This window comes from Achromobacter xylosoxidans, assembly GCF_002192695.1.
GTDB lineage: Bacteria > Pseudomonadota > Gammaproteobacteria > Burkholderiales > Burkholderiaceae_B > Achromobacter > Achromobacter xylosoxidans_C.
Genome location: NZ_MTLG01000048.1, coordinates 1 through 12,430, shown reverse-complemented (window position 1 = coordinate 12,430; position 12,430 = coordinate 1). Strand labels below are relative to the sequence as shown.

14 protein-coding genes and 1 pseudogene are annotated in these 12,430 nt (G+C 65.6%); all 15 read left to right on the top strand.

Annotated features, from left to right (window positions below):
* Window position 1: 1 nt before the first annotated feature.
* Window positions 2-235 (top strand): TIGR03758 family integrating conjugative element protein, encoded by a 234-nt coding sequence (locus BRO63_RS04930; RefSeq protein WP_022579861.1) that lies wholly within the window; start codon window positions 2-4, stop codon window positions 233-235.
* A gap of 16 nt (window positions 236-251) precedes the next feature.
* Entirely contained in the window at window positions 252-611 is a 360-nt protein-coding gene (locus tag BRO63_RS04925; protein WP_033981949.1) for a TIGR03745 family integrating conjugative element membrane protein, read from the top strand.
* A gap of 13 nt (window positions 612-624) precedes the next feature.
* A complete protein-coding gene (locus BRO63_RS04920; RefSeq protein ID WP_033981950.1) occupies window positions 625-1,035 on the top strand; it encodes a TIGR03750 family conjugal transfer protein in 411 nt (136 codons plus the stop codon).
* Window positions 1,032-1,724 (top strand): PFL_4703 family integrating conjugative element protein, encoded by a 693-nt coding sequence (locus BRO63_RS04915; protein ID WP_033981951.1) that lies wholly within the window; start codon window positions 1,032-1,034, stop codon window positions 1,722-1,724. The genes BRO63_RS04920 and BRO63_RS04915 overlap by 4 nt, the downstream gene beginning before the upstream one ends.
* Window positions 1,721-2,650, top strand: coding sequence for a TIGR03749 family integrating conjugative element protein (locus BRO63_RS04910; protein ID WP_088138681.1), 930 nt, complete (start codon window positions 1,721-1,723; stop codon window positions 2,648-2,650). Before BRO63_RS04915 ends, BRO63_RS04910 begins: the two co-directional genes overlap by 4 nt.
* A complete protein-coding gene (locus BRO63_RS04905) occupies window positions 2,640-4,049 on the top strand; it encodes a TIGR03752 family integrating conjugative element protein (protein ID WP_088138680.1) in 1,410 nt (469 codons plus the stop codon). Before BRO63_RS04910 ends, BRO63_RS04905 begins: the two co-directional genes overlap by 11 nt.
* Window positions 4,030-4,479: a TIGR03751 family conjugal transfer lipoprotein gene (locus tag BRO63_RS04900; RefSeq protein ID WP_050159774.1), complete on the top strand. Its 450-nt coding sequence runs from the start codon at window positions 4,030-4,032 to the stop codon at window positions 4,477-4,479. Before BRO63_RS04905 ends, BRO63_RS04900 begins: the two co-directional genes overlap by 20 nt.
* Window positions 4,479-7,388: a conjugative transfer ATPase gene (locus BRO63_RS04895; RefSeq protein ID WP_033981955.1), complete on the top strand. Its 2,910-nt coding sequence runs from the start codon at window positions 4,479-4,481 to the stop codon at window positions 7,386-7,388. The genes BRO63_RS04900 and BRO63_RS04895 overlap by 1 nt, the downstream gene beginning before the upstream one ends.
* Window positions 7,389-7,403: 15 nt before the next feature.
* On the top strand, window positions 7,404-8,168 hold the full coding sequence (locus tag BRO63_RS04890; protein ID WP_033981956.1) for a DsbA family protein: 765 nt from the start codon (window positions 7,404-7,406) through the stop codon (window positions 8,166-8,168).
* Window positions 8,169-8,361: 193 nt separating this feature from the next.
* Entirely contained in the window at window positions 8,362-8,856 is a 495-nt protein-coding gene (locus BRO63_RS04885) for a JAB domain-containing protein (RefSeq protein WP_033981957.1), read from the top strand.
* Window positions 8,857-9,020: 164 nt separating this feature from the next.
* Window positions 9,021-9,467 carry a TIGR03757 family integrating conjugative element protein gene (locus tag BRO63_RS04880; RefSeq protein ID WP_033981958.1) on the top strand — a complete coding sequence of 149 codons (447 nt, stop codon included), beginning with the start codon at window positions 9,021-9,023 and terminating at the stop codon, window positions 9,465-9,467.
* Complete coding sequence (locus BRO63_RS04875; protein ID WP_033981959.1) at window positions 9,464-10,411, top strand: TIGR03756 family integrating conjugative element protein; 948 nt, start codon at window positions 9,464-9,466, stop codon at window positions 10,409-10,411. Before BRO63_RS04880 ends, BRO63_RS04875 begins: the two co-directional genes overlap by 4 nt.
* Window positions 10,412-10,421: 10 nt before the next feature.
* Window positions 10,422-11,840 (top strand): integrating conjugative element protein, encoded by a 1,419-nt coding sequence (locus BRO63_RS04870; RefSeq protein ID WP_033981960.1) that lies wholly within the window; start codon window positions 10,422-10,424, stop codon window positions 11,838-11,840.
* Between the two features lie 2 nt (window positions 11,841-11,842).
* Window positions 11,843-12,208 carry a hypothetical protein gene (locus BRO63_RS04865; RefSeq protein WP_444978600.1) on the top strand — a complete coding sequence of 122 codons (366 nt, stop codon included), beginning with the start codon at window positions 11,843-11,845 and terminating at the stop codon, window positions 12,206-12,208.
* A 15-nt stretch (window positions 12,209-12,223) separates the two neighbouring features.
* Window positions 12,224-12,430: pseudogene (locus BRO63_RS04860) on the top strand (conjugal transfer protein TraG N-terminal domain-containing protein); the annotation flags it as partial.

The window sequence follows — 12,430 nt, the reverse complement described above, 5'->3', positions numbered from 1 at the left end:
CATGAACGGCGCCCAGGTCTCGGCATTTCAAGCCAACAGCGGCATCGCACCATCCGCGATGGCGACCGTCCTGGTCGGCGTCGTGTTCGCGGTTCTGCTCGTCTGGGGCGTCTGGGCCATCCGAACGGCCTACGTGGGGTGGGCCGAGAACCGCCTCAACCAGCGCCAGTTCCTCGGCGTCTGCATCCGCTTCGTCGCGATGTACCTCGTGCTGACGTTCTTCCTCCTCTCCTGACCTGAAGGGATTGACCATGCAAAACCGCATCCTCACTACTCGTTTTGTCCAACGCGCCGCCGTCGTCCTGGGTGCCGCCGCATTGCCCGCGCTGACGTTCGCGCAAGGCCTGCCGCAGTTGGAAAACCCGACCCGCGGCGCTGGCAGCGGCATCATGGACACGATCAGGAACTACGGCTACGACATCATCATGCTCGTGGCCCTGCTGGTGGTGGCGTCGATGTTTATCGGCGTGTGCTATCACGCCTACGGCACCTACGCGGAAATCCACACTGGCCGCAAGACGTGGGGCCAGTTCGGCCTCACGGTCGCCATCGGCGCTGTCCTGCTCGTGATCGGCATCTGGCTGCTCACCGAAGCCACCGGCATCCTGTAAGCGAGGACGGGCCATGTCCGAGCAACAGCATGTCCGTGCCGATGGGACAGTCACGTTCCTTCCACACCGGCTCAACAGGCACCCGGTGGTCGTGCGCGGCCTCACCGCCGACGAGTTGTGGATTTGCTGCGGCCTGTCTGGCGCCGCCGGCCTGGTGGTCGGCGCTCCGTTGTCCTGGGTGTTCCGCACGATTGCCATCGCGCCGACCTTCGTTGTCCTGGGCGTGGCGCTGGGCGTGTTCATCGGCGGCGGCATTCTGCGCCGCCTCAAGCGTGGGCGTCCCGACACTTGGCTGTACCGGCAGTTGCAATGGCGGATTGCCACGCGCCATCCGCTGATGGCCGGTTGGGTGGGCGACGATGTGCTGATCTCGCGCTCTGGCTTCTGGACTACCCGCAGGGGCAGGCATGGGGGCGCACGATGAGCCGTTTCAAGAACGAGATCACCCACCTGCAGGCGCACATCAGGACGCTGCGCCTCGGCGCGGGTGCGCTGGTCGTCGTCGCCCTGGTCATGGGCGGAGGATGGTGGAGCGCACCGCGCGACCTGACCATCCACGTCCCGCCTGACCTGCGCTCCGGCAGTACCCGCAAGTGGTGGGAAGTACCGCCTGAATCGGTCTATGCGTTCACGTTCTACGTGTTCCAGACCCTCAACCGCTGGCCGACGAATGGCGAAGAAGACTACCCGCGCAATCTCCACACGCTCTCGCCGTACCTCACCCCGTCCTGCCAGGCCTTCCTGCGCGCGGACTACGACTACCGCCGCAGCACCGGCGAACTGCGCCAGCGCGTGCGCGGCATCTATGAAATCCCCGGTCGCAGCTATGGCGACAACCCCACGGCGCGCGTGCGTGTGATTTCCGACCGCGACTGGGTGGTGACATTGGACATCAGCGCCGACGAGTACTACGGCGCCGAGCAGGTCAAACGCGCCTTGGTGCGCTACCCCGTAAAGGTCGCGCGGGTGGACGTCGATCCCGCCCGCAACCCCTTCGGCCTGGTGCTCGACTGCTACGAAGGCACGCCCCAGCGCATCAGCGCACCGGAGCCGACGCGCCCAGTGCCTGGTGGAATGACGCCGCAAGCGCCTCAAGGAGGTAATTCCCCATGAAGCATCCTGTACTCGCGCTGCTGGGGCTGCTGGCCGTGGCCGCCACAGTGGTCGCGCCCCCCGCCGTCCAGGCGGTGGAAATCCTACGTTGGGAGCGCATGCCGCTGGCGGTGCCGTTGAAGGTCGGCCAGGAGCGCATCGTGTTCATCGACCGAAACGTCCGCGTGGGCGTGCCTGCGGGCGTCGGTGAGCGGCTGCGCGTGCAGAGCGCGGGCGGCGCGGTGTACCTGCGTGCCAGCGAGCCAATTGAGCCAACACGGCTGCAATTGCAGGACGCCGACACGGGCGCGCTGATCCTGCTCGACATTGCGGCGGAACTGCCCAAGGACAGCGAAACTGAGCTGGAGCCGGTGCGCATCGTTGAAGGCGACAGCAACCCGGCGCGCTATGGCGGTCAGCCTGACGGACCCGATACACCCCAGACGCGCGTCCAGAATCAGGCGGACACCCGGACGACGCGGCGCGAAACGCCAATCCCTGTCGTGTTGACACGCTTTGCGGCACAGAACCTCTACGCGCCGCTGCGCACCGTGGAACCCTTGCCAGGCGTTATTCGGGTCAACCTGCGCCGCGACCTCGACCTCGGCACGCTGATGCCGACCTTGCCGGCACGCGCGGTCGCGGTCGCCTCGTGGCGACTGGAAGACCAGTGGGTCACTGCCGTGCGCTTGACCAACAGCAGCAACGACTGGATCAACCTCGATCCGCGCATGCTGCACGGCGATTTCCTCACCGCCACCTTCCAGCATGAGGCGCTCGGCCCACGCGGAACATCTGAGGACACGACCGTCCTGTACCTGGTGACGCGCGGGCACGGCCTCGCGCAGTCGCTGCTGCCGGCGATCCATCGCTTCGACCCCGCAGTGCATCTTCCGCAGCCCAAAGCAGCCGCCAGCGACGACAGGGAGGCCCGCCATGCGCAGTAACGGACTCCTGAAGTGGCTACTGATCCCCGTGGCCCTGCTGGTGCTGTTTGTCGCCATCCGGCTGTTCTCTGGAGGCGGTGCGTCGGCGCCGCCCAGCGCAGATGGCGGCGGCAGGCTCACGCCGGAGGAAATGAAGGCGCTGGGCATCGAGGGCGATACCCCGCGCGACACCGTGGCGACGCTGGTTGCCCAGGTGAAGCAGTTGCGCACCGAGCTTCAGACCGCGCTGTCCGACAACAGGTCGCAGCGCGAGGAGAATCAGCGACTGCGCCAGCGCGAGAGCGCCATCGACCAGCGTATCAGTTCGGCCCTCGAATCCGAACGCTCCGACCTGCGCCGTGACCAACAGCAGGCGGACAGCGCGCGCCAGCAGACCGAGGGGCTGCTCGCCGACCTGCAGCAGCGCCTGGACAGCATCGGCGGGCGTGGCGGCAGCCATGCCGATTTGCCGGTGGGGCTGGGCCTGCGTGACGGCGACGAGGCCGGCATGGAAGGCGGTATGCGCTGGGTGGAGCCTGATGACGCGAAACAAAGCGATGGACGAGGCAGGTCGAATGGCGGCATAAATTTTCCCACCAGTTTCGGTTCCGCACAGAGCACGCTGGAAACCACAGCGCAAACCGTGGCGAACGCGGGCGCACGCGCCGCTGGCGTCAAGACCGCGACGCCCGTCTACACCGTGCCGACCAACTCAACGCTGATGGGGTCGGTGGCAATGACAGCGCTGATTGGCCGCGTGCCGATCGACGGCACGGTGAACGATCCGTACCCCTTCAAGGTCTTGGTCGGGCCGGACAATTTGACCGCGAACGGTATCGACATTCCCGATGTGGCCGGAGCCGTGTTCTCCGGCACCGCATCAGGCGACTGGACGCTCTCGTGCGTGCGCGGCCAGGTGCGCAGCATCACCTTCGTGTTCCATGACGGGACCATCCGCACCATTCCCGAGGATCGCGAGGGCAACCAGCAAAACAACCAACAACGCGACGGCCTGGGCTGGATCAGCGACCCGCACGGCATTCCCTGTGTCAGCGGCGAGCGGCGCAGCAATGCGCAGCAGTACCTCGGCACCCAGGCGCTGATCACGGCGGCTGGCGCTGGCGTGGCCTCACTGATCGAATCCGACAGTGGCAGGGCGTCCTATGTCGGTGCCGACGGCTCCATCGGCAGCGTGGGCATCAGCGGCCAGGAAGCCGTGGGCCGGATTCTCGCCAGTGGCGTTCAGGACATGTCGAGCTGGGTCAACAAGCTCTACGGCCAGGCCTTCGCTGCCGTTTATGTGCAGCCCGGTGCCAAGGTCGCCGTCCACCTCGAAAAGCCGCTCGCCATCGACTTCGACCCAGAAGGCCGGAAGGTCGATCACCGCGCAGGAGAAAGCCATGCTCTCGAACTTGAATAGCTGGGCTCAAGGCCTGGCGCTGGCCTTGACCGTCGCGCTGCTCGGCGGCTGCGCCACCAGCAAGGAAAAGCTGCTGACCCACGGCGACAGCACGATGATGGACATCTGGCAACAGAACGCCGGTGATGGCAGCGGTGGCGCCGGCCAGGTGGCGCGCAGACAGTTGCTTGATGCGCGCCAGAGCCTTCGCCGTCCGCTGACCGAGGCCGACGTGCAAGCCGTACCTGCCGAGCAGATGCGCTACACGCGCACCGCGCGCAATGAGGTCTATCGCCAGTTCCAGCGCCTGCCCAACCCCGACCTCGTTATGTACGTGTATCCCCATTTGGCGGGCACCGACCCGGTGCCGATTCCGGGCTATACGACTGTGTTCCCGCTGTACCAGCGCGTGCAGTACGCCATGCCAGGCGAGCGCGTGGAGGACTACTGATGCGTTGGAAACTCCCCTGGCCGAAGCTGGCCGCACCGAAGCTGGCCGCGTCCGGCGCTGGCGATGACGAGCAGCCGGACGGCTGGCAGCGCCACGTCGAGGCACTGCACCAGGCCGGCATCCCCGAACCCGGCACGGCGGTGCAAGGTCACAGGCCGGCGACCATGGCAGACGAGCAGACGCTGTATGAGGTCGCGCCGTCGTTCGTGGAACTACTGCCCTGGGTGGAGTTCCTGCCGCAGTCGAAGGCCATGTTGCTGGAGGACGGGCAATCGGTGGCGGCCTTTTACGAGCTGGTGCCGCTGGGCACCGAAGGCCGGGAACCCGGCTGGCTCGCGCAGGCCCGCGATGCCTTGGAGAACGCGCTGCAGGACAGTTTCGATGAACTGGACGAAACTCCCTGGGTGTTGCAGCTCTACGCCCAGGACGAGCCCAGTTTTGACCAGTACATGCAGACCCTGCGCGACTATGTGCAGCCGCGCGCCCGTGATACAGCGTTCAGCGAGTTCTACCTGCGCTTCTTCGGCCACCACCTGCGCGCGGTGGCCAAGCCGGGCGGCCTGTTCGAGGACACTGTGGTCACACGGCTGCGCTGGCGCGGCCAGACCCGGCGCGTGCGCATGGTGGTCTACCGCCGCGTGACCGGGCAAGGGCAAAACAGCCGTCGCGGGCAGACGCCCGAGCAGATGCTCAATATCGTCTGCGACCGCCTGTGCGGCGGACTGGCGAACGCCGGCATTCAGGCCCGGCGCATGGTCGCGGCAGATGTTCATGACTGGTTGCTGCGCTGGTTCAACCCGCGCCCCACGTTGCTCGGGCCTGGGGCCGAAGACCGGGAGCGCTTCTATACATTGGCGCGCTATCCCGACAGTGCGGAGGAAGGCGAGGACGGCGAGATCGAGCTGGCGAGCGGACGGGATTTCAGCCAACGGCTGTTCTTCGGCCAGCCGCGTTCCGACGTGGCGCACGGCACCTGGCATTTCGACGGCATGCCGCACCGCGTGCTGATCACCGACCGCCTGCGCATGCCGCCAGGCACGGGACACCTGACCGGCGAGACGCGCAAGGGCGACGCCATCAACACGTTGTTCGACCAGATGCCCGAGGACACCATCCTTTGCCTGACGCTGGTCGCCACGCCGCAGGATGTTCTCGAAGCGGATCTCAATCATCTGGCGAAGAAGGCCGTGGGCGAAACCCTGGCATCCGAGCAGACGCTCAAGGACGTGCATGAAGCCCGCTCCCTGATCGGCAGCGCGCACAAGCTCTATCGTGGCACGCTGGCGTTCTACCTGCGCGGGCGCGACGAGGCGGAACTGGATCGGCGCGGCCTCGACCTGGCGAACGTCATGCTCAACGCCGGTTTGCAGCCGGTTCGCGAAGACGACGAGGTGGCACCGCTGAACAGCTACTTGCGCTGGCTGCCGTGCTGCTACAACCCCGGCCAGGATCGGCGCAAGTGGTACACCCAACTGATGTTCGCCCAGCACGCGGCGAACCTCTCGCCCGTGTGGGGCCGCGCCCAAGGTACGGGGCACCCCGGCATCACGATGTTCAACCGCGGCGGCGGGCCGATCACCTTCGACCCGCTCAACCGCCTGGATCGGCAGATGAATGCCCACCTGTTTCTGTTCGGCCCGACAGGTTCAGGCAAGTCGGCGACCCTCAACAACCTCTTGAATCAGGTCACGGCGATCTACCGTCCCCGCCTGTTCATTGTCGAGGCCGGCAACAGCTTCGGCTTGTTCAGCGACTTTGCCCGGCGCCTGGGCCTGACCGTGAATCGGGTCAAGCTCGCTCCGGGCTCGGGCGTTACCCTGGCGCCGTTCGCGGATGCGCGCCGGCTGATCGAGACGCCCAGCGACGTGCAGACGCTCGACGCCGATGCGCTGGATGAAGACCTGCCTCCCGATGCTGTGGCCATGGAGGCAGATGAGCAGCGCGACGTACTGGGTGAACTGGAGATCACCGCGAGGCTGATGATCACCGGCGGCGAAGATAAAGAAGAAGCCCGGATGACGCGAGCCGACCGCTCACTGATCCGTCAGTGCATCCTCGATGCCGCCGAGCACTGCCACAGCAAGGATGGCGAGAAGCGAACCGTTCTCACGCGCGATGTGCGCAACGCGCTGCGCACGCGCAGCCAGGACCCGACGCTGCCGGAAATGCGGCGTGTGCGACTGCTGGAGATGGCCGACGCCATGGACATGTTCTGCCAAGGCACGGACGGCGAAATGTTCGACCGCGACGGTTCGCCGTGGCCCGAAGCCGACATCACCCTGGTGGATCTGGCGACCTATGCCCGCGAAGGCTACAACGCGCAGCTCTCTATTGCCTACATCAGCCTGATCAGCACGGTGAACAACATTGCCGAGCGCGATCAGTACCTGGGCCGCCCGATCATCAACGTCACCGACGAAGGACACATCATCACCAAGAACCCGCTGCTCGCACCCTACGTGGTGAAGATCACCAAGATGTGGCGCAAGCTGGGGGCCTGGTTCTGGCTCGCCACACAAAACATCGACGACTTGCCGCGCGCTGCAGAGCCCATGCTCAACATGATCGAGTGGTGGATCTGCCTGTCGATGCCGCCCGATGAGGTGGAGAAGATCGCGCGGTTCCGCGAACTCTCGCCTGCGCAGAAGGCGCTGATGCTTTCCGCGCGCAAGGAAGCCGGGAAGTTCACCGAGGGCGTCATCCTCTCCAAGAGCCTGGAAGTGCTGTTTCGGGCCGTGCCACCGAGCCTCTATCTCGCGCTCGCGCAGACGGAACCCGAGGAGAAGGCCGAGCGTTACCAGCTCATGCAGCAACACGGCATCAGCGAACTCGATGCGGCCTTCAAAGTGGCCGAGAGAATCGACCAGGCGCGCGGCATCAAGTCGCCAGCCGTGGGCCTGCCGCAATAGCCGCCGGAGACTGCCGTGAAACCGAAACGTCCTTCCATTCCTATGCCGGTGCAGGCGTTCCGCCGTCGGCGCTCGCACAAGCGCTGGCCCTGGTTCTTGGCCGCTGGATTGATCGCGCTGCTGTTGATATGGATCGTGTCCCGCATTCCCAGCGAACCCGCGTCGCTGCCTCCCGCGCCGGTCAGTGCTGCGCAGGTAGCCGGGCCTCCCTGGCAGATGGGCAACCCCGAGGGCCGATTCACGCTGACGCTCTATGCCGACCTCGAATGTCCGTTCTGTCGAGCGTACTTCCCGCAGCTCAAGCGCTGGGTGGATGCCAACGCGGACGTAGCCCTGCAATGGCACCACCAGCCGCTGGCCGCGCACGAACCGGCCGCCTCCGCCGAGGCACGCCTGGCCGAGTGCGCCGCCGAGACAGGTGGGCATGCGGCCTTTTGGCAGGCCATTGAATGGATCTATGCGCACACACGTAGCGACGGCTTGGGCTTGCCCGAGGGTCTGCGCTATCCCGGCCTCAACCCAGCCGTCGAGCAGTGTTTGGCCAGCGAGCGACCGGATAGGGTGATTCGCGCTCAGGCCGAGGAAGCCACCAAGGGCGGCGTGACCGCGACGCCTTCGATTCGTCTGCAGGATCGCCAAACCGGTCAGGCAATCGTGCTGCCGGGGCCGATCGAAGGCGATGCACTGCTGTCGGCCATGGACATGCTGGTGGCTGAGGATGCCGCCGCTCCACCGACCACCGAAATGCCTGCCGACGTTGTCGGCGACATGCCCAGGTAGCCTGCGGTCATTGAGGCTACGGCGCAGCACGCTGCGCTGACCGCGACCCGTTCGCCTCGCATCCTGGCCGCGAACGATCACCGCAGCAGCGGTGATGGATGCACCCTGTTCCCTTATTTTTTTTTCCTATCCCAGGAGGGCTTGCCCTCCTGGGGCATGTGCGCCCTTCGATTTCCCTGTCTGGAGGTTCGCCATGTCTGTCGTCATCAATGACTCCTGCCTGGAGTCACTTTCCGATATTGCCGCTCAGCACGAAGACTGGATCGTTCAGCAAGCCATCGTGCTGCTGGAGCGACGGGTTTTCAAAGCCGGGCCACGTCTTGAACGGCCCGCTGCGGTCAGGGACTACCTTCGCTTGAAGCTGGTCGCCGAGCCCAACGAGATCTTCGTCGTTGTATTCATGAACAGCATGCACGACGTGCTGGCCGTGGAGCCGATGTTCCATGGAACGATCAATGCGACCTCGGTTTATCCACGGGTCGTGCTGCAGCGCGCTTTGCAACTGAACGCCGCTGCGGTCATCTTCGCCCATCAGCACCCCTCGGGTTCCACCGAGCCATCCAATGCGGATCGCGTGCTGACCGAGCAGTTGAAGACCGCCTTGGCGCTTATCGACGTGCGCGTACTCGACCATTTCGTGATTGGTCAGGGCACGCCGTACTCGTTCGCCGAGTCGGGTCTTTTGTAGGAAAGCACGTGGTTCACTGATCACAACGGGGGCTTCGGCCTCCGCTTTTTTCCATACGGCAGCACCGAACAGGTATGCGGGGTGCCCGCGATGCGCATTGTTTGTTGGGGCGGCAGCGGGTTCGCGTTCGACTATGGCTCTGATCAACTTCCAGGGCACGCGACATGCCAGCATCTTTACTCCGCTTCACAGCAGGCTGGCGAACCCTTGGCCTGGCCGTTGCACTACCGGCGTCCTTGGCTGTTTTCAGCCCAGCCACCTTCGCCGCCGATGTGGTGGTCATTACCGATAGCCGCCACCCGGTCAAGACCATGGGTGGCGAGCGGCTGATTGAGATGGATGAAGGCCCGCGCATCGAAGCCGAGCTTTCCGCACAACTGCCCATCGATCCCGAGCAGGCCACGGCCATCGTCAAGCGCCAACTGAATCAAGGTGGCGCCGACCTTCAGCGCCGCATCGCTTCCGCCTACCAGGGCGTCACCGACGCTTGGAGTTTGGGCGTCATCAGTATTCCGGCGGTCGTGGTGGATCAGCGTTACGTGGTCTATGGCGAGCCGGATGTGGCCCGTGCCGTCGCGCACATCGAACAACATCGGAGGTCGCAGCCATGACCCGAGCCTTCGAGCGGATGCGCCGCCTGCGCGCGGGCGTGGCCTCAGTGCTGCTGCTCAGCGCCACGGGCAGCTACGCACTCAACACCGCCTCCATCGTTGGCTCAGTGGCATCACCAGATTGCCTCGAATACCGCGTCGTCGGCATCTGCTACTGGCTCTACTGCACCTGGACGGGCTGCACGGTGCGCACGTCCATCAAAGTCCGCCACTACATCCCCGATGCGGTCGTCTCCAGCTACAGCAACACCGGCGAGAACCCCTGGGTCGAAGTCCGGGCGATGAGCGTGCCCAACCCGTCCGCACAGGCCGGCGGAGACGGCACCACCAACGAAGACCACGAAAACAATCTCGCCAAGTTCAAGAACGCGGACGTCATCGGCCATCCCGGCGCCGAGGTGTTCAACCAGTTCGTCTCGTCTTCGGGCTACTTCTGCGAGGGTGCGGGCACGGCGTTCATGCCGTACCTGCTCAGCACCCTGGACACGCTGGCTTGGCGCTACAACGTGCCCGAGATGGCCTACCCGGAGGCGCTGATTCCGGGTAGGCGCGAGGTCGGCGCGCGTACCACGATGAACCTCTGGGGCAATGTGTATCCGCGTGGCGGCTTCCTGCACCAGGCCGACGACCACAAGGCCGGCGCCGTGGTGGCCCAGCGCGCCGGCGATATCGTCACGCGCCGTGGGCAAATCCACGTCTATCAGCCGCTGCTCGCCAACTCGCGGCCCGGATATTGGCCTGCCGGCGCGCTGATGGAAAGCGATGCCTCGACGGGCAAGTGGCAGGAACTCACGCCCGTCCTGTCCTCGTCCTGCACGGTCTTCCCCCGCAGCGGCTTTCTGACTCAGGCGCAGCAAGGCGACTACGCCTGGGCACTGTGGCGGCCCTATGCGTGCTGCGAGCGTCGCGGCCAGGTATTCCTCGGCAGCGTCGATTTCCAATGAGGGTGCGGCGATGAAGCGTCCTGAACTGACAAACCTCTCCACCAAGGCGTGCCGCCTGCTGCGTCCCACGGTATTGACTGGGGTATTGACCGGGGTGCTGTCTGGCGCGCTCGTTCTTGGCAGCGGCCTGGCGTGGGCGCAGACCGGCTTTCAAACCGGCGGCTCCGTGATCGGCGACGAGGTGATGTATTCGATTGGCGGCGGTAGCGCAGTGTCCATGGGGCGTGCGGCCGGCATGCGCTCGATCGGCGTCGGCGTGGGCTGGAACAGCAACCTGATCTGCGGCGACATGAGCATCCAAACCACGCTGCGCAACCAGCTCAACGGCGTCACCAACGGCTTTCAGCAGATCATGAGCAACGTGATCCAGAGCGCCACCAGCGCGGTGGCATCGCTGCCTGCGCTGATCATCCAGCGCGCCGATCCGGGCCTGTACAACCTGCTGACCAACGGCGTGCTGCAGGCACGGATGGATTTCGACCGTTCCAAGCTGACCTGCCGTGCCATGGCCGAGAAGATGGCCGACACGGCGGGCGGACAGCTTGGCTGGAGCCAGATGGCCGAAGGCATGGCACTGCGCGATGCGGTGTCGAGCACCGATGCCGTGTCGGCGATCGAGCAGGCAGAGACGCGCCGTGGCAACGACGGCGTGCCCTGGGTAGGCGGCAACAACGCGGGCGGTGCAGGTCAGTCGGCCATCCGCGTGGTCGGCGACGTCACCCGTGCGGGCTACAACCTGGTCAACGGTCGCAGCGTAACCGACACGTCGTCCATCGCTTCCGCCAGTTGCGCGAGCCTGTCCTGCCAGACCTGGACTTCGCCGCAGCAGGCGACCGAATGGGCCACGCGGGTTCTTGGGGAACAGGTGCAGCGCACCTGCGATGCCTGCACCAAGACCGAAACGGTGCCCGGCGTCGGGCTGACGCCGCTGATCCAGGAGGAGTACGAGGCCAAGCTGGAGGCCTTGCAGGAACTGGTCTCGGGAACGCGCAATACCACCTTCGAGAACCTGCGCGCGGCCGGCAGCACCTCGCTGCCCATCACCCGCGGCGTCATCGAGGCGCTGCGCGACGAGCCTGACCAAGACTTGCTGGCGCGGCGCCTGGCCTCGGAGGTCGCGCTGGCGTCGGTGCTGGAGAAGGCACTGCTGCTCCAGCGTACCCTGCTGACCGGCAAGAAGGAGCCCAACGTCGCGGCGAACCAGTTGGCGGTCGAGGCCGTGAACCACGAAAGCGACACGCTCGACCAAGAGATCCGCAACCTCAAGACCGAGCTGGAGCTGCGCCGTGAGCTGGCGAACAACTCGCCCATGGCCATCATCCAGCGCCACGGCACGCGCGCGGCTGGCTCGCGTGGCATCTACGAAGGCGATCCCATTCCCGACCGCCTCGACCGGCTCCAGAAGGGCAATCCGGGAGGCAACCCATGAACCTGCCGCGCGCCAGTTGGCTGCGCCCACGCTGGCTGCTCAACCGACGCGCGGCGAAAGCGCTGCTGTGGACGGTGGTGCTCGTTGCCGTCGCGGTGGGCACCAACATCGTCGGCATTTATCTCGTTGGCAGTGTGGCCGGTTGGGAGCGGTGGCTGACGGCCACGGCGGGCTACTTCCTGGTGTGGCGACTGTGCCTGTACGGCGCAACCGGCTACGGCTGGGTCTGGATGCGTCGCCGCCTGCTGGCGCGCGAGGCCCAACGCGGGGCGGATAGGCTGGCGCGGCGGCGACTGCTGCGCAGCGAGATCGCTGGCGCCGCCGCCATTGTGGCGCTGGAAGCCAGCCTGTTGATGCAGGCCGCTTGAGGGGAGATCGGGGTCATGACGCTTTTTACGACCGACTACCTGGAGTACTACCTGACGCTGGTGTCGTGGATTGTCCATAACGGCATCTGGGCGGTACTGGTGGCAAGCGGTGTCTTCGCGCTGCCTTTCATTGCCATCATCGTGCAGGAATGGCTGAAGGCCCGTGCGGAGGGTGCCGACGAAGGCAACAAGGGCGTGCTCTCAGCTGCGCGCATCGAGAAC